Genomic DNA, 16324 nt, shown 5'->3' with positions numbered 1-16324 from the left:
AAAAAGAACAACGCTCATACTGAACTCTTGCGACAGTCACTCACCTGAAGTGACTAGACGTATAACCCATCCGCCCCGCCGGCGGATACCCGGCTGCGCTCGCTAGCGCGATCCGAATGGCGTTCATCATGATTTTCGCCCATCCGCTGGCCTGACCCACCCTGGCCGAACGAGCTCGCCGACCCATCGCCGGAGCTCTGGGCGAACGATCCTTGAGGATTGCCCTGCGGCGCGGTCGGATTGGCGTCGGCCGCGGCCGCCACGAGGCCGTTGAGGCGTCCGCCATCGGTCTGCACCGATGACGTGATGGAATCGACCGCATAGCCGGCCGACTTCAGCGCGCCGGCCAATGCATCGCGATCGCGCTCGATCGCCGCAAGCGTATCGCTGCGCTGCGCTTCGAGATGCAGCGTCACGACATTGTCCTTGAGCGCAATGCGAACCGTCACGCTGCCGAGGCTCGCAGGCTTGAGCTCGAGGTGAAGAACCTTCTTGGCGCCGTCGGTGGAGGTCTGCATGACCTGCTCGGCATCGAGCTCGGTGCGCAGTTCGGAGAAAATCTGCTCGGCCGGAGTTTCATAAACGATGTCGCCCGACGCATCGCGAACGGCCTGCGTCCGCGTTCCATCGAGCCCGATGGAAACCGGGCTCGTCGTCTGCGAGCTCGGATCCCGCTCACCTCTCGCGCCTCGCCCGTCGCCACTCGCCTGCTGGTCGGCGCTCTGGCGCGAGGCCTCCTCGAACGTGAAGCTGCTCGCAACACCCGTCTGCTCAGACGCGTCGGCAGCCCGCGCATCCGCTTGAGCGGTCGCCGCATCACGCCGCATCTGCGCGGTCTCGCCCGGCGAACGCGCCATCGCGGCGCCGAGCGGAGAGCCTTCCGCAGTGCCCGGCGCCAAGGAAGCATCCCGCTGTCCTGCCGCGGCGGCCGCTTGCAGGGACGCTGCGTCCGAACCAGCAACGGTCGCTTCGCTTAAGCTGCCCAGCGTCTCCGCAACATTGACGGGCGCCCGCACAACGGCCAGATGCGTCTCGCGGCGCAGCACCCTGAGCGTCGTATTCTCCGTAAACTCGGCGCCCGCATTCGCGCCCCGAGCGCCGCGCGTGGCATCCGTGCTCAGCGCATCGAGCAACTGCCCCGCATCGAATTCGCTTTCGCCGTCAGTAACCTGACCCGGCATCGAAAGGCCCGCCTCCTGCGCACCGGCAGTCGCGGCATCCGCGCTGCCCGATGACGATTGAAGCGCCGCCAGCACGACGTTGACCGGGCTCGCGCGATCCGTCGTCAGCCCCGTGTCGCGCAGACTGTCACTGTCCCGCTCGCCGTCTTCGCCGGACCCGCTGCCCAGGAACTTGCCGCCGTTCGCCCCGCCCTTCAACGCGTCGAGCGCGGAAAGAAAAACCTGTTCGAGCGCATGGCCGAACGACGCGTCACCTTCGTCCGCTGCTGTGTCGGAAGGCCCGGACTGGGGCGAGGCAACGGGCATTCCCGATGTCAAAGCTTGCGTCGCCGTCACTGCGAAGCTCCTTCTAGAAGTGAATCGACTTGAGACAGCAGCGTTTCCGCGCGCCCGACAGCTTCCGTCGCCGGCTCGTTGGGCGCCGCGCTGGTTTCAGGCCACCGCCCGACAGCCCTGGCCACGCTGCGAGCGGACTCGAGCACCTGCCGGTCCGACATGCCGAGCTTGGGCACGTCGATGGACGCGAGCAGCGCCTGACCCTTTTCAAAATCTGCCGTCGCCACCATCGCCGCGCCCTCGTAAAGCGTGGCACGCTGCAGCGTGCGGCTGCCCGCGGTGGAAAGCTCCCGCGCCTTGCCCGCCGCGAATTGCGCCATGCCGATGTTGCCGACCTTCAGCGCCTCCTCGGCGATTGCGAGATAAAGCCCCGCGCGCTCCGAAACCGGCACCTTCTTCAGCTCCGTTTCGGTCCGCGAAATCCATTCGGACGCGCGCTTGAAACCTTGCCGCGCCACACCGGCGAAAAACTGCTGCCGGAAATTGCGCGCAAACAGCGAGCGCGGAAACCGCCGCGAATACTGCGAGGCGAGCAGATCGAACTTCTCGACCTCGCCATCCCGCGCCAAAATCATGATCTGCTGGCGCAGCGCCGATTCCTCGACCAGCGTTCCAGGCGCCAGCAGCCGCGCCTCGTTGAAGTACACGAGCGCCTTCTGCGTATCCTTCTTCGCCGTCAGCGTTCCCTGGATCAACGCCACCATGCCGCCGAGCGAGGGATCGAGCTGGCGGCCTTCCATTTTTTGCATCAAAGCCAGCGCATCGACGAGCCGGCCTTCACCGTAAGCAAGTGCACCCTTGACCAGCCGCCGCTCGATATGCGGCGTCTTCTCGCGCCCGATCACGAGCTTCAGCACGGATGGATCGCCACCGCTCAACACGAAGAAGATGGCAGCTCTGACGTTCCGCACGTCGTCCCAGACGACGGTCGGCAGCGCGCGCATCTGCTGGCTCATGTCGCGCATCACGCGGCGTTGGCGCTCATGCGCTTCGAGGCTGCCTCCAGCAATCTCGTCTTGGATCGCGCGCAAAGCACGGACCAGAACGTACGGCTGCTTTTCAAGCTCGACCGCCGGCACCTCGGACCACAGCGGAACCTCCGGCTCGGCCGCGGCTTCCCCTTCGGCCTCTCCGTCCTTCTCAGCTTTCTCGCCGTGACCCTTGTCGGCTTTCTCTCCGTGCGCCTTGTCCGCTTCGGCGTCCTTCGGCGCATCCGCCGCCGGCGCATGGTGATCGCCGGCCGAAAACGCGCCATCGGCCGCGGCGAACATCGCCACGGCCGCAAGCATCAGAGAGAGGAGCGCGCCCCGCGTCACGACTTCGGCACCTTGAGCATGATTTCGATGCGGCGGTTCTCCGCTGCGTTCGGATCGGACGGGATCTTGAGCTTGCGATCGGCGAAGCCCTCGATGCTCTCGAAGCGCTTTTCATCGATGCCGCCGCGCGCGAGCATGTAGTAGGCCATCTGCGCTCGATCCATCGAGAGGCGCCAGTTGTTGTTGCGCTCGGTGCGGAACTTGCGCGCGTCGGTGTGGCCACGCACGACGATCTGGCCGTCACGGGCTGCCAGCACCTTGGCAACCTTCTCCATCACGACGACGAGTTCCGGCCTCGGTTCCGCCGAGGCGCTGGCGAACATACCGAAACGGAAATCGTCGGTGAGACTGATCATGATCCCGCCGTCGACCTTTTCGACGTCGATGGACGGCTTCTTGTCGGCGGCCACACCCTGAAGCTGCTTCATCAGCTCCGCTTCGAGCGCTTCGGCGTCGCGTTTGCCCTTTTCCGCCTCCGGATCCGTCGCGGTGCCGGGCTGTTCAGGCTTGGCGGCGAGATTGGCATCGGCCGGCACGTCCTCGACACCTTCCGGATCGACAACGAGCGGTTTTTCAAGTCCCGGCGCCGTCGGCTGCGAGCCGGAATGCTCGAGCGCAATCGGCGGCTCTTCTTTCGACGGCTGCGGGATCGACCGGTCGGCAAACGGCTCGAACGGATTGGTGTAGGCGTCGCCGCCCGGCAGCACATTGTCGCTTTCGGCGCCCTTGGCGTCATCGTCTTCGGTCGAAGCCTTCAGCGCCAGCCGCGAAAGCACGCCGTAGGGATCGTTGAACAGCTCTTCCTCGGCCTTGTGAGCAACTCCGTCCGGCAGGTCTCCATCACCACCCGGCTTCGAGGCGCCCTGATGTTTGTCCTTGTCGTCGACCGTGCTGACGTCCGCACCTTTGTCGGCCGGCCCGATCGTGGCCGGCGCAGACTTTTCCGTATCCTGCTCGTCTTCCACACCCTTGATCGTCGGGCGCTTGGCGTTGAGCTTCAACGGATTGAAGTAGGTCGCGATCTGCTGAATTTTCTCCTTGTCGGACACATTCAGCAGCCACATCACGAGGAAGAACGCCATCATCGCGGTCATCAGATCCGCGAACGCGATCTTCCACGCGCCGCCGTGATGGCCGTCGTCGCCGTCGCCACCGCGGCGACGGACAATGACGACTTCATGCGGGACTTGCGCGTCGCTCATGCGGCCTCTCCGTGGATCGCCGCAGACCAGGCTGCAATCCGGGTCTCGAGAATGGTTTCATCGGCGCTGACGACGAGATCGGTGCCCTCGGCCGGGATGAAGGTCAGACGCGGATAGTCGCCATCCAGGCGTGCCCGCATGACGTCGAGAAGGTCATCGGGACCGGTGATCGAGATCGCCGTGTACTCGCCCTTGCGCAGCAACTCATCGAGCGTCGCCGAAAGCTGCGCAATGGCCCGCAGGCGAACGCCCTCGTCCATCACCTGCTTGAGGCACCGCGCGACCTGATCCGCGATGCGCCGCTCAAGATCGCCCATGGCGTCCGTCATGAGTGCGGAAAGACGTGCGCCCTCGGTCTCGGACCAGCGCTGGCGCTCTTTCTTGAGGGATTGTGCAGCGTCCGCGATTTGGCGAGAAAGTGCAGCTTCGCTTGCGACCTGCGCGGCCGCCTGGCCTTCGAGAACGCCACGCGCGTGTGCATCCGCGATGCGCGCCTCGATTTCGGACGCACTGCCGAACGGCGACAGTCCATTCGGCCCGCGCCGCGGAGAGTCGCCGTCGACATCGCTGAGATAGTAGGCGACGGGCAGCGTATTCGTCATGCCGCCCGCTCTCTCATCCACTGCTTGAGGATCATGGCGGCCTGCTCTTCATCGAGCGCCACCATCTGCTCAAGCCTGCGCTGCGAGAGGCGCATCACATCGCTTGTGATATCGGCGATGAGGTTCGGCTCGCGCTGTTCCTTGATGCCGAGCAGCTCTGCGGTCGCAGCCGAATCCGCTGCGATCCGCGCGGCTTCGTCGTCGCTGGCCGTCAGCAGCGATCCATCGTCCACGGTCGTGCCGGTCACGCCGCCTTCCGTTGCCAGCGCTCCGCCCGCTACCTGCGCCTCGCGCTGGTCGACCAGCACGCGCGTCAGCGGCCGCAGACCGAAGGTCACGACAATGAACACCAGGCCGAGCACCGTGATGGCCTTGATCAGGCCCGTTGCCAGACCGATGAGCGGAGCCGTGAGATTGGCCGTGTCGAAGCCGTCGCCGGCGCGTGCGCTCTCGACGAACTCCTCGACAGTCACGCTGATCTGGTCGCCTCGCGTGGTATTGATACCGGCCGAAGCAATCACCGTCTTTTCGATCTCTTTGACCTTCGCCTGGATCAGCTCGGGCGTTGCGGAATCTCCGAGCGTCTCCAGGATCCGCTTCCGGTTGAGCACCACGGCGACCGTGATGTTCTCGATCCTGTAGCCTTCGCTCGTCGTCGCGACAGTCTTGGAGTTGAGCTCGTAGTTGGTGAGATCCTCGCGGCGCTCGTTCGACTTCTTCGATAGATCGCCACCTGATCCGCCCGCGGCCTGGTCGGGAACGTTCTGCTCCACACCGACCGGCGACTTGCTCGACGTATCCTGCTGGTTCGCCGACTCCTTGACGACGCGCAGCGACCGCTCGACCTTGGAGTCGGGATCGAAGTTCGTCTCGTTCGTCATGCGCTTGTCGATGTCGACGCGCGCCGCGATGCTGACCTCGAAGTTCTCGACGCCCATCGAAGGAGTAAGCGTCTTTCTGACCTTGTCGGTCAGGTCCTTGCCCACTTCACGCTCGAGATCCAGCTTGCGGCTGGAGGCCATCGAGCTTGCGTCGCCCGCCGCGGCCAGCACCGTACCATCGGTGTTGAGCACGCTGATCTCGTCGATCGTAAGTCCGGGCACGGCGGCTGCCACGAGATGGCGAATGGCGCGTGCCGTCGAGCTGTCCGAGGGCGACTCGGTCTTGATTGTCACGGAGGCCTGCGCCTGCTGGCGGCCGCGACGGAACGAGCCGGTCTCCGGCAGCGTGATCAGTACGCGAGCCGACTTGACGCCCTTCATGGCCAGCACGGTGCGTTCGAGCTCACCCTCGAGGGCGCGCTTGATCGTCACTTCCTGCATGAACGACGTGAGGCCGATCGGGCCGAGCTTGTCGAACAGCTCGTAGCCGCCGTTGGAGGCAGCCGGCAAGCCCTTCTCGGCCAGCAGCGCCCGCGCGTGCGCCGTCTCCTCGCGGCGGACCATGACCTTGGTCCCTTCCGAGTTCACGTCGAAACGAATGCCGGCTTCGTTGAGGGCAGCGCCGATGCGGCTGACATCCTGCGCGGTGAGGCCCGAGTAGAGCGTCTCGAAATCCGTACGGCTGAGGTAATAGCTTCCGAAGCCCACGGCCGCGAAGACAGCCACGCCCACGATGCCGAGTGCGGCCAGACGCCGGCCGCCGAGGGCAAGAAGATTGCCCCAGATTTTCTCCAGTTGTTCGAGTCCGATCATTGCCGGCTCAACCCCTTGCGCGCCTTATTGGAAATACTGCCGAACGGAGTCTGGCGGTGTAAGCTTGCGCGGGAATTGCGAAGAGCCCGTAGGCGGCGCCGGCACGCCCGAAAAAGAAAAGGCCACGCCGGGGCAGGGGGGCGTGGCCTTGATGGGCGCGGGGTGATGGGCTCCGGCCCGAAAGCGGGGGGCGTCTTCTTATTATTAGCTCTGGAACAGTCTGAGGATCTGCTGCGCCGACTGGTTGGCGATGCCGAGCGCCTGCACGCCGAGCTGCTGGCGAACCTGGAGGGCCTGCAACCGCGTCGATTCTTCGTTCATTTCCGCATCGACCAGCTGGCCGATACCGGTATCGATGGACTGGATGAGCTTGCTGACGAAGTCCTTCTGCAAGCTGATGCGCGACTTGGCAGCGCCAAGCACCGTCGCCGCATCGGTCATTTGGCCGAGCGCGTCGTCGACGCCCCGGATCATGTCCTCGAGGTCGAGCAGCTCCGTCGCATCGTCCGTGATGGCCGAGATATCGAGTGTCGCCACGCTGTAGGTGATGGCCGTACCGGTCGTCGTGCGTTCGAGATCGAGCACACCGAGGTTGTTGCCCGATGTGTCGAACAACATCGTGCCCGTCGGACCGACGTCCACCTCGATGGTGCCGATCGTGATGGCGCCCGTGCTGTCGCGCGAGAACGATGCGACAATCGTCTTGCTCAGGGGCCCGTCGGAATCGACGTTCAACCAGTTCTCGCCGGAGAACACCGCTGATTCGGCCGTGCTGCGCAGCTCCGTTTGAAGCGCGGAAATTTCACTCTGGATCTTGGCGCGGTCCAGGCCGGGCGCGCGTGCAGCCACCAGCTTCGCCTTGATCTTGCTGACCGCCTCGATGGCGTTGTTCATGGACGTGACCGCGACGTCGGCCGTTGCAGCACCAAGTCCGAGAGCATCCTGCACCGTCGAAACCGACATGTTGTCGCTTCGCATCGTCGTCGCGATCGACCAGTAGGCTGCGTTGTCGGAGGCGTCCTTAACTCGCAAGCCCGTGGAAATGCGGTTTTGTGTAACCAACATTTCCTTGTTGGTTTGGTTCAGGGTCTGCAGCGCGGTCATGGCCGCGATATTTGTGTTTAAGCTGCTCATGCCGGAGCCCCATTACCGATTCGTGATTCATTCTTAGATCTGAACCTTGTGTGGGGGTTGCGGGACGTAAACGGCGAAAGCCGCGACCCTGGCGAAGGGCGCGGCTGACGCTTCAGAAATTGGAGAGCGAAGTCTGAGGCTTACTGGAAGAGCCTCAGGATCTGCTGGGCAGACTGGTTGGCCATTCCGAGGGCCTGGATGCCGAGCTGCGAACGGACCTGCAGAGCCTGCAAGCGCGTGCTTTCCTCGTTCATGTCGGCGTCGACGAGCTGGCCGACGCCCGTGTCGATGGCGTCCATCAGGCTCTTGGCGAAGTCCTTCTGGAGGTCGACGCGGCTCTTGACGGCGCCGAGGCCGGTCGCAGAGTTCGTCATCGCCGTGATGGCTGCGTCGACACCCGAGATCATGTCCTCGAGGTCTTCGAGATCGGTCGCGTCGTTCGTCAGCGTGCTGATGTCGAGCGTCAGAACCGTGTAGTCCGCGCCGTTCGTGACCGAGCGATCCGAGTCCAGGATGCCCTGGCCGCCGCCGCTGGTATCGACAAGCATCGAGCCGGTAGCGCCGATGTCGACTTCAATGGTGCCGATCGAAATAGCGCCCGTGCCATCACGAGAGAACGAGGACACCAGGGTCCGCTGCAGCGTGGAGGTGCTATCGACTGCCAGCCAGTTCTGTCCCGAGAAGGTCGCGGTTTCCACGACGCTCGAGAGCGATTCCTGAAGCTGGGAAATTTCAGACTGGATCTTTGCGCGGTCGACACCCGGCTGACGGGCGGCGACAAGCTTCGCCTTTACGTCGCTTGCGATCTTGATCGCGCCTTCCATGCCCTGGTTGGCGACGTCCACCGTCGCGGCACCGAGGCCAAGGGCGTCCGTAACCGTCGAGAGTGCCTGGCGGTCAGACCGCATCGTGGTCGCGATCGACCAGTACGCAGCGTTGTCAGAAGCATCAGCAACGCGAAGACCCGTAGCAACACGGTTCTGAACCGTGAGGGTCTCCTTGTTCGTCTGGTTCAACGCCTGCAGCGCGGTCATCGCTGCAATATTCGTAAGAAGGCTCGCCATCGTGTGTTCCTTTTCCGATCCCGCTCCCCAAGTCGGGCTGTCCGGATCGAAAATAGTGAAGCGTGCTTACTGAACCGTTAAACCGTGCTTCAAAACTGTCCGAAGGGCCCGTATTGGCCACTCCGCGCCCCGGACCGGACCGGCAAAACGCCTCAAAGAACACATCAGATTGACGCGACAACACATTGATAAAAATACATTTTAATCGGGAATAATTCGCCACAGGTGGCGAACAGACGGCCAATCAAAAAAATTAAAAGGCCGCACCCGGGGGACGGGCGCGGCCTTTCGATAATGGCGAGAAGGGGCTTGAAGGGGAGGACTATCTGAAGAGCGAGAGGATCTGCTGGGCAGACTGGTTGGCCAGGCCGAGAGCCTGAACGCCGAGCTGCGAGCGAACCTGCAGAGCCTGCAGACGCGTCGATTCTTCGTTCATGTCCGCATCGACCAGGGCGCCAATGCCCGTGTCGATAGCGCTCATCAGCGTCTCTGCGAAATCCTTCTGCAGGTTGACGCGCGTCTTGACGGCGCCGAGGCGCGAGCCTGCATCCGTCATGGCCGAGATCGCAGAGTCGACGCCCGAGATCATGTCCTCGAGGTCTTCGAGGTCGTTGGCGGAGTCGGTCATCGTGCTGATGTCGAGGTTGAGCACCGTGTAGTCGGCGCCGTTGCTGACCGAGCGGTCGGTATCGAGAATGCCGGCGCCGCCGCCCGACGTATCGATGAGCATCGAGCCCGTAGCGCCCGTGTCGACAGTAATCGTGCCGATGTTTACGGCGCCGGTGCTGTCGCGCGAGAACGACGAGACGAGCGTGCGGCTCGTGGTGCCGGTGCTGTCACCCTGCAGCCAGTTCTGGCCGGAGAACGTAGCGCCTGCCACGACGTCCGTGAGGGACGACTGCAGCTCGGAGATTTCTGCCTGGATCTTGGAACGATCAACGCCGGGCTGGCGGGCAGCCACGAGCTTGTCTTTGATCTTGCTTGCGACGGAGATGGCGCTATCGACGCCCTTCGAAGCGATGTCGACGGTCGCCGAGCCGAGGCCGAGCGCGTCGGAAACGGTAGACAGCGCCTGGCGATCCGAGCGCATGGTGGTGGCGATCGACCAATAGGCGGCATTGTCGGAGGCATTGGAAACGCGCAAGCCGGTCGAGATCCGGTTCTGCGTCTGAAGCATGTCGGCGTTCGTAGAACGAAGCGCCTGCAACGCGGTCATGGCCGCGATGTTCGTATTGAGACTACTCATTTTACACCTTTACGCTACGCAACCGGAACCGAGACACGGCCCCTTTTTACACTGCGGCATCGCGCTTAGGGTCCTCCCCCGAACTCTACCTGCCACCTCGCTACGTATAGTCCTGAAGTATTGAGCCTCGGTTAATGCGCGCTTGCTGCAAAAGATCAAATACGCGACGCGTTCAGGGAAACGACCGGACAAGTCCGCCGATCAGCAGATTCCACCCGTCGATCAGAACGAAGAAGAGCACCTTGAACGGCAAGCTCATGACCGTTGGCGGCAGCATCATCATGCCCATCGACATGGTGAGTGTCGCGACGATGAGGTCGATAACGAGGAATGGCAAGACGACGAGGAAGCCCATTTCGAAACCTCGTCGCAGCTCCGAAATCATGAAGGCCGGGATCAGAACGCGCAGCTCCACCTCCTGATCCGCAGGCCGCGGTCCGAAGCGCTCCTGCGCCAGGTCCTCGAACAGCTCCAGATCCTTTGGCCGCACGTTCGCGCGCATGAACTCGCGCAACGGCTGCGTGATCTGGACGTAGGCCTCCTCCTCCGTGATCTTGTTCTCGGCGAAGGGCTTGAGGCCGTTCTGATAGGCGCGGTCAAACGTCGGGGCCATGACGTAGAACGTCATGAACAGCGCCAGGCTGACAAGGATCATGTTGGCGGGCGTGGTCTGAAGTCCCATGCCGGAGCGCAGCAGGCTCAGCACGATCACGAAGCGGGTGAAGCACGTCACCATCATCAATATGCCCGGCGCCACCGACAGCATGGTGACGACCAGGATGATCTGAACCATCCGGCCGCTTACCGTCTGCTCGCCCGCTGGCAGCAACCCCTCCAGGTTCAACCCCTGCGCCAGCGCGGCGGCCGGATGGAGAAGAAGGATCGCCAGCGTCAACAGGGCCAGACGCTTCATTCGATCACCACGCCGTGGATGATCACGTCCTTGATGCGTGCCTTGTCGCGAATTGTAGCGCGGTCCATGAGATCGTCGCGCAGGTTCTGAAAGCCGCTCGGCCCCTCGAACTGCCCGAGGGTCGCCGTGCGCAGATAGGCCACGAAATCCTCGCCGAGCTGCGCCGCCAGCACATCCGCCCCCTCGGCCGCGCCATCGATCAGCATGGAGGCCTCGATACGGATCCAGGCGTCTTTGGGCTCGGCCAGATTGACGACCAGCGGCGCCATCTGGATCAGCTTGGCCGTCGCGGACACGAGCGGTTTCGGCTTCTCCCCCTTGTCCGGCTCGACCGCCTCCTTGACGTCCTTGCCGTGATCGGCACCCCTCAGATGACCGTCGAGAAAGAACCCGAAGCCGCCGCCTACGCACAGCGCCATGACGGTCGCAAGCAGGAAGCCGACGAGGCCGCCGCCCCCTCCCCCTTTGCCGCCTTCGGCTTGAACGGTCTTCTTGGCCACGATGAGCGCTCCTAGAAGGGCGTCAGGAGGTCGAAGAGTTGCTGGCCGATCGCCGGCTGCTGCACTTCCGTGATGCGGCCGCGACCGCCATAGGAAATGCGCGCTTCGGCGATCTTGTCGTAGCCGACCGCATTGTCGGTCGAGATATCACGCGGCCGCACGATGCCGGCGACGCTGAGCTCGCGCACCTCGAAGTTCACCCGAACTTCCTGGCTGCCGCTGATGATCAGGTTGCCGTTGGGCAGCACACCCGTGACGACAGCGGCCACGAGCAGCTCGATCTTCTCCGAGCGATTGATACCGCCCTTGCTGTCGGTCGAGGTTTCCGCCTCCGCCTCGACGTCGACAGACATGTCGCCCGTGTGCGCCAGACCGCCCGATGTCGCCAGATCGTATCCGATCTTCGGCTTGAGCTTGGTCGTTGAATCGCGCGAGCGCTTGGAGTTGTTGTCCAGCGTCGCCTTGTCCTTGATCGAGATCTTGACCGTCACCACGTCGCCGATCTTGCGCGCGCGCGGATCGCGGAAAAGATCCGCGCTGGTGTCTTGCCAGATCGAGTTCCCGGGCCGGTACGTCGGCTGCGTGATCGGCTCGGCCGGCAGCGACACGCGGTCAGCCAACAGGCCCGAGCCGACGGCGCTCAGTGTCGGCGGGCGGCCGATGTCGGCCGGATGCGTCGCGCATCCCCCCGCGGTGGCGGCAAGCAAAAACGCTGCGGCCAGCGCACGACGTGTCGCTGGCGTCGAGGCGGTGTTCGGGATGGCGTTGGCCGGCGTCATGATCGGGGTTGCTCCGGCTGCGCCGGCGCGGGCGAAGCGCCAGGGGGTGACGCCGCCGGCCCGCCGGAATCGGCAGCAGCAGTCGCGGGCGCCGGAGACCTCTTGCCCGCAGTCGGAATTTTAGCCGCGCCAGAAATGATCATCGCGATCTTGGCCGCCCGTTCCGGATCCATCTCACCCATGATCTGGCTTGCCACCTTCGTTTCGAGCTTGGTCACGACGGCCGCAGCGACATTCTCGTCAAGAGTTGCGAGTTGCACAGCCGCCGCGTCGGGACGCATGCGCGCATAGAACCCCACCAGCTTTTCGTGAGCCTTGCGTGAGAACGCATCGCGGCGTTCCAGCCACGATTTATATTCTTCCGTCTTGGCCTGGAGCCTTTGCACGCGCTTCTCGAGCTCGGCTTCCATGTCCTTGATCTTCTGCGCCTGCCAGGCAAACCGGGCATCAGACGCGGAGTCGACGGTGTTGAAACAGTACTGCTGCGCCGCGCTCGCATCCGGCGGGAGCGCATCGAGCGGACCGGGAGCCTTGAAGAACGTGCCGTTCGCGCCCGGAGCGGCAGCCTGAGTTGCAGCCGCAGCCGCGGTGCCCGCCTCCGCTGCCTCAGTCGCAGGAGCAGGTGCGGCGCCCGGAGTAGCAACCGGCGCAGCAGTTGGCGTGCGAGAAGGAGCGGGCGCGGCAGGCTTGGCTTCGCTCGCGGCGACCTTTGGAGTTGGAAGCGGACGGACCGGAGACAGCGGATGCATTTGCACCGGCCCCGGTGGCGGCGCGACGAGCTGCTGGTCGCCACCGAGCGGCGACACCTCCCCCGTGGGAGACGGCGCCCGGTCCTGCGGAATTCCGCCCGTGATAAGCGGAGACCACGCCCCTTGCGGAAGCTGGCCCTGAGGCGGACGCACCGCACCGTTTGCGCCCGGCATTTTGAGTTCCAGCGTCGGGAAGCGCGCGGTTCGCTCGGTGCTTTGCGGATTGAGCGTGCCGCCCGGCGCCGTGACCACCATCGGCGACCAGGCGTCCTGCGCGCGGGCGGAGCTTGCGCCCCACACGAGCATGGCCGCCGTCACGACAGACACGAGCCCGCGTGAAATGCGCCGCTCGTTCGCGCGTCCCAGAACCCAGTCAATGGCATCGATGCGCGCGATCATTGCACGACCAGCTCCGCCTGAAGGGCTCCGGACGTTTTAATCGCCTGCAGGATGGCAATGATCCCCGTCGGCTTGAGGCCCATCATGTTGAGCCCGCGCACCAGCGTTTCGAGATTGGTGCCGCCCATGATGGCGAGGTTGGCGCCTTCCTGGTTGACCGAGATGACGCTCTCGGGAACGACGACCGTTTCCCCATCCGAGAACGGCTCGGGCTGCGAAACCTGCGCGCCTTCCGTAATTCTGACCGTCAAGCTGCCGTGCGACACGGCGACCGTCGCAATCTGCACGTCACGTCCGATGACGACCGTGCCCGTGCGCTCGTCGATGACGACGCGGGCCGGGCCGTCCGGCTCCGTATAGAGTTCGCCGACCTCGGCCAGAAAGCGCGCAGCCGTGACGTTGTGCGGCCGCTCCAGAGAAATAGTGCGCAGATCGTGCTCGCGCGCGGTGCGCCGCCCGTACTTCTCCGACGTGAACGCATTGATGGTGTCGGCGACCCGCACGGCCGTCGAGAAGTCCGGATTGCGGAGCTCCAGCACCAGCACGGCCTCGTCATCCAGCGTTCCGGCGACCTCGCGCTCGACCAGCGCGCCGTTCGGAATGCGCCCCGTCGTGGGCACGTTTTGGCTGACCGATTCCGCGTTGCCCTGAACGCCAAAGCCGCTCACAGCCACCGGCCCTTGCGCGACGGCATAGATTGCAGCGTCAGCGCCCGACAGCGGCGTCATGACGAGCGATCCACCCGCGAGCGACGTCGCATCGCCCAGCGAAGACACCGTCACGTCAATACGCGCGCCGGCGCCAGCATAAGGCGGCAGATCAGCCGTGATCAGCACGGCGGCAATGTTGCGCGTGCGCGAGTTCGCGCTGCGAATGTTGACGCCCATCTGATCGAGCATCGATTGCAGCGACTGTTCGGTAAACGGCGAGTTCCGCAGACTGTCGCCCGTGCCGTTGAGGCCGACGACCAGGCCGTAGCCGATCAACTGGTTGGCGCGCACACCCTGGACGGCTGTGATGTCCTTGATGCGGGTCATGCCGCCCTTGGCATGCGCCAGACCGGAACCCGCAAGCAGCGCCAGAAGAATGGGGGCGGCGTATTTGAGAAAGCGGATCATGGACCACCCACCCGCACGGTGCCGTCGGCGTGCACCACGCCGCGGATCGTCGTCCCGCTCTCGATGTTGCGGAGGCTGATGACTTCTCCAACGGCTCCAGCCTGAAGCGGCATCGCGGTCGCCGAAATAACGAGCCCGCCTGATTGGAAGATCACCACGGCCGGCTGGCCCTGCTTCACCGCATGCGGCTCGCGCACGCCGTTGGCCGAGACGGGCTGGTTCGGGAGCAGAGTCTGGCGCGCAACCTTGCCGACGAGCTGTTCACGCTCGGAGGCGAAACCCGGGCCATCGAAATCCTGATTCCGGAATGGCCGGTCGATCAGCATTCCGTCCGCAATCACGTCGCCCGGATAGATGGTCACGCGCGGCACGGGCAGCACGAATTCGCGCGCCTCACACGGCGCAACGCCAAGCACGGGCATGAACACGGCCACGCCGACAAGCGCGCACACCAGCGGCGCGAGCCAGCCCCGCATTGTGAACCTTGCGGGTCCCTGCTCCATGCCCGTCACCACCCTTCCTCACCGCTAGCGCATGTTATTGGCGACCGTGCCGTACATCGCGTCGACGGTCTGAATCACTTTCGAGTTCATTTCATAGGCGCGCTGCGCAGCAATGAGCTGCGTGATTTCCTTCACGGCATCCACGTTCGAGTTCTCGAGGTAGCCCTGATGGATCTTGCCGAAGCCCGCATCACCCGGCACGCCCGTCACCGGATCGCCGGAAGATTCGGTCTGCTTGTAGAGATTGCCGCCCTGAGGCTCGAGACCGGAATCGTTGACGAATGACGCCATCGAAAGCTGGCCGATCAACTGCGGAGCCACCTGTCCGGCGACCGTCGCGTAGACCTCGCCCGACTCGTTGATCGTAATGTCGGTCGCATCCTGCGGAACGGTCATGGCCGGCTGCACTTCGTAACCGTCGAGAGTGACGATCTGGCCCTGGTCGTTCTTGTTGAAAGCGCCGTCGCGGGTATAGAGCGTCTGCCCGTCGGGTCCCGTGATCTGGAACCAGCCGCGGCCGTTGATGGCGACGTCGAGCTTGTTCGTCGTCTGCGCGAGCGAGCCCTGCTGATGCAGATGGCGCACGGCAGCCGTGCGGACACCGAGGCCCACGTAGGCACCCTCAGGCACGTTATTCTGGCCACCGCGCGCCGGCGCACCCAGAGAGCGCTCGGCCTGATACAAAAGATCGGTGAACTCCGCCCGGGCCCGCTTGTAGCCGGTCGTGTTGATGTTCGCGATGTTGTTCGCGATCACCTCGAGATTGGTCTGCTGCGCGTTCATACCAGTCGCAGCAATCGATAGCGCTCTCATGCACGGGCCCTGACTTGTTCCGCTAGATGGTCATGCGGCTGATTTCGAGATACGAAGCGACCACCTTGTCGCGGATCGCAATACTGGCTTGCAACGTCTGCTCCGAGGCCATCACGGCTTCGACAACCTGCTGCGTCGTGGCTTGCCCGCGCACGCCGGCAATCGCCGTCTGCTCGCCGGCCTTGAGGGTGCTGATCGCTTCGAGCGTCATCTGCCCGAGCACGACGCCGAAGTCAGTCGGCAGCGCTTCCGTCTTGACCGGATTGACGCCACCGGTAACGGGCGTCGGCTGCGCGATTGCACCTGCGCCACCAACGCCACCGAATGGAGATAGCTTGCCGACGCCGTCCAGCATCATGAGCTCCTGAGAAGATCGATCGTCATCGAGATGAGCGACCGGGCCTGTTTGACGACCTGCAAGTTGGCCTCATACGAGCGATTTGTTTCGCGCATGTCCGCGAGCTCGACGAGCATGTCCACGTTGGGCAGCTTGACGTTTCCGTTCGCGTCGGCGGCCGGATGGCCGGGGTCGTATTCGACGCGGAATGGCTTCTTGTCGAGTTCGACACTGCCCGCTTGGACGAGGTTGGCGCCGCTTGCGTCGTCAAGCGCGGATTCGAAACTGACCATCTTCCGCGCATAGGGAGAAGAACCAGGCGTCTGGCCCGTCGACGAAGCGTTGGCGAGGTTTTCCGAAACGATGAGCATGCGCCGTGACTGCGCCTCGAGACCTGAGGCGGCAACCTTGAGCGCGACTTGCATGGGATCGGCCATG

General features: G+C 64.1%; 17 protein-coding genes. All 17 read right to left on the bottom strand.

What is annotated here, in order from left to right:
• Nucleotides 1–53: 53 nt before the first annotated feature.
• Nucleotides 54–1517 carry a flagellar hook-length control protein FliK gene (locus K2Y42_RS16405; RefSeq protein ID WP_291154428.1) on the bottom strand — a complete coding sequence of 488 codons (1464 nt, stop codon included), beginning with the start codon at nt 1515–1517 and terminating at the stop codon, nt 54–56.
• Nucleotides 1514–2833 carry a hypothetical protein gene (locus K2Y42_RS16400; RefSeq protein ID WP_291154426.1) on the bottom strand — a complete coding sequence of 440 codons (1320 nt, stop codon included), beginning with the start codon at nt 2831–2833 and terminating at the stop codon, nt 1514–1516. Before K2Y42_RS16400 ends, K2Y42_RS16405 begins: the two co-directional genes overlap by 4 nt.
• On the bottom strand, nt 2830–4035 hold the full coding sequence (locus K2Y42_RS16395; RefSeq protein ID WP_291154424.1) for a MotB family protein: 1206 nt from the start codon (nt 4033–4035) through the stop codon (nt 2830–2832). Before K2Y42_RS16395 ends, K2Y42_RS16400 begins: the two co-directional genes overlap by 4 nt.
• On the bottom strand, nt 4032–4637 hold the full coding sequence (locus K2Y42_RS16390; RefSeq protein WP_291154423.1) for a hypothetical protein: 606 nt from the start codon (nt 4635–4637) through the stop codon (nt 4032–4034). The genes K2Y42_RS16395 and K2Y42_RS16390 overlap by 4 nt, the downstream gene beginning before the upstream one ends.
• Nucleotides 4634–6331, bottom strand: coding sequence for a flagellar basal-body MS-ring/collar protein FliF (gene fliF / locus K2Y42_RS16385; RefSeq protein ID WP_291154421.1), 1698 nt, complete (start codon nt 6329–6331; stop codon nt 4634–4636). The genes K2Y42_RS16390 and fliF overlap by 4 nt, the downstream gene beginning before the upstream one ends.
• A 204-nt stretch (nt 6332–6535) precedes the next feature.
• Nucleotides 6536–7465: a flagellin gene (locus K2Y42_RS16380; protein ID WP_291154419.1), complete on the bottom strand. Its 930-nt coding sequence runs from the start codon at nt 7463–7465 to the stop codon at nt 6536–6538.
• A 140-nt stretch (nt 7466–7605) separates the two neighbouring features.
• Nucleotides 7606–8529 carry a flagellin gene (locus tag K2Y42_RS16375; RefSeq protein WP_291154417.1) on the bottom strand — a complete coding sequence of 308 codons (924 nt, stop codon included), beginning with the start codon at nt 8527–8529 and terminating at the stop codon, nt 7606–7608.
• A gap of 322 nt (nt 8530–8851) precedes the next feature.
• On the bottom strand, nt 8852–9775 hold the full coding sequence (locus tag K2Y42_RS16370; RefSeq protein ID WP_291154415.1) for a flagellin: 924 nt from the start codon (nt 9773–9775) through the stop codon (nt 8852–8854).
• Between the two features lie 172 nt (nt 9776–9947).
• Nucleotides 9948–10688, bottom strand: coding sequence for a flagellar type III secretion system pore protein FliP (fliP, locus tag K2Y42_RS16365; protein WP_291154413.1), 741 nt, complete (start codon nt 10686–10688; stop codon nt 9948–9950).
• A complete protein-coding gene (locus K2Y42_RS16360) occupies nt 10685–11188 on the bottom strand; it encodes a flagellar basal body-associated FliL family protein (RefSeq protein ID WP_291154411.1) in 504 nt (167 codons plus the stop codon). Before K2Y42_RS16360 ends, fliP begins: the two co-directional genes overlap by 4 nt.
• 11 nt (nt 11189–11199) lie before the next feature.
• Nucleotides 11200–11967 (bottom strand): flagellar basal body L-ring protein FlgH, encoded by a 768-nt coding sequence (flgH, locus tag K2Y42_RS16355; RefSeq protein ID WP_291154409.1) that lies wholly within the window; start codon nt 11965–11967, stop codon nt 11200–11202.
• Nucleotides 11964–13115 (bottom strand): MotE family protein, encoded by a 1152-nt coding sequence (locus K2Y42_RS16350; RefSeq protein ID WP_291154407.1) that lies wholly within the window; start codon nt 13113–13115, stop codon nt 11964–11966. Before K2Y42_RS16350 ends, flgH begins: the two co-directional genes overlap by 4 nt.
• The gene (gene flgI / locus K2Y42_RS16345) at nt 13112–14233 is read right to left on the bottom strand and encodes a flagellar basal body P-ring protein FlgI (protein ID WP_291154406.1); all 1122 of its coding nucleotides are present in this window, start codon (nt 14231–14233) and stop codon (nt 13112–13114) included. Before flgI ends, K2Y42_RS16350 begins: the two co-directional genes overlap by 4 nt.
• On the bottom strand, nt 14230–14709 hold the full coding sequence (flgA, locus tag K2Y42_RS16340; protein ID WP_291154404.1) for a flagellar basal body P-ring formation chaperone FlgA: 480 nt from the start codon (nt 14707–14709) through the stop codon (nt 14230–14232). Before flgA ends, flgI begins: the two co-directional genes overlap by 4 nt.
• Before the next feature lie 51 nt (nt 14710–14760).
• Nucleotides 14761–15549, bottom strand: a complete 789-nt coding sequence (flgG, locus tag K2Y42_RS16335; RefSeq protein ID WP_291154402.1) for a flagellar basal-body rod protein FlgG — start codon at nt 15547–15549, stop codon at nt 14761–14763.
• Nucleotides 15550–15571: 22 nt separating this feature from the next.
• Nucleotides 15572–15904, bottom strand: a complete 333-nt coding sequence (locus K2Y42_RS16330) for a flagellar hook-basal body complex protein FliE (RefSeq protein ID WP_291154400.1) — start codon at nt 15902–15904, stop codon at nt 15572–15574.
• Nucleotides 15904–16323 (bottom strand): flagellar basal body rod protein FlgC, encoded by a 420-nt coding sequence (gene flgC, locus K2Y42_RS16325; RefSeq protein WP_291154398.1) that lies wholly within the window; start codon nt 16321–16323, stop codon nt 15904–15906. Before flgC ends, K2Y42_RS16330 begins: the two co-directional genes overlap by 1 nt.
• Between the last annotated feature and the right edge of the window lies 1 nt (nt 16324).

Source organism: Hyphomicrobium sp. (assembly GCF_019744875.1).
Taxonomy (GTDB): domain Bacteria; phylum Pseudomonadota; class Alphaproteobacteria; order Rhizobiales; family Hyphomicrobiaceae; genus Hyphomicrobium_C.
This window is presented reverse-complemented; position numbering and strand designations above follow the sequence as displayed.

Bases quoted from the DNA above. Each gene is read 5' to 3' on its own strand.
- flgI (WP_291154406.1), bottom strand. From the start codon at position 14,233: ATGATCCGCTTTCTCAAATACGCCGCCCCCATTCTTCTGGCGCTGCTT.
- fliP (WP_291154413.1), bottom strand. From the start codon at position 10,688: ATGAAGCGTCTGGCCCTGTTGACGCTGGCGATCCTTCTTCTCCATCCG.
- K2Y42_RS16380 (WP_291154419.1), bottom strand. From the start codon at position 7,465: ATGAGCAGCTTAAACACAAATATCGCGGCCATGACCGCGCTGCAGACC.
- K2Y42_RS16330 (WP_291154400.1), bottom strand. From the start codon at position 15,904: ATGCTGGACGGCGTCGGCAAGCTATCTCCATTCGGTGGCGTTGGTGGC.
- flgH (WP_291154409.1), bottom strand. From the start codon at position 11,967: ATGACGCCGGCCAACGCCATCCCGAACACCGCCTCGACGCCAGCGACA.
- K2Y42_RS16395 (WP_291154424.1), bottom strand. From the start codon at position 4,035: ATGAGCGACGCGCAAGTCCCGCATGAAGTCGTCATTGTCCGTCGCCGC.
- fliF (WP_291154421.1), bottom strand. From the start codon at position 6,331: ATGATCGGACTCGAACAACTGGAGAAAATCTGGGGCAATCTTCTTGCC.
- K2Y42_RS16350 (WP_291154407.1), bottom strand. From the start codon at position 13,115: ATGATCGCGCGCATCGATGCCATTGACTGGGTTCTGGGACGCGCGAAC.
- K2Y42_RS16375 (WP_291154417.1), bottom strand. From the start codon at position 8,529: ATGGCGAGCCTTCTTACGAATATTGCAGCGATGACCGCGCTGCAGGCG.
- K2Y42_RS16390 (WP_291154423.1), bottom strand. From the start codon at position 4,637: ATGACGAATACGCTGCCCGTCGCCTACTATCTCAGCGATGTCGACGGC.
- flgG (WP_291154402.1), bottom strand. From the start codon at position 15,549: ATGAGAGCGCTATCGATTGCTGCGACTGGTATGAACGCGCAGCAGACC.
- K2Y42_RS16370 (WP_291154415.1), bottom strand. From the start codon at position 9,775: ATGAGTAGTCTCAATACGAACATCGCGGCCATGACCGCGTTGCAGGCG.
- flgC (WP_291154398.1), bottom strand. From the start codon at position 16,323: ATGGCCGATCCCATGCAAGTCGCGCTCAAGGTTGCCGCCTCAGGTCTC.
- flgA (WP_291154404.1), bottom strand. From the start codon at position 14,709: ATGCGGGGCTGGCTCGCGCCGCTGGTGTGCGCGCTTGTCGGCGTGGCC.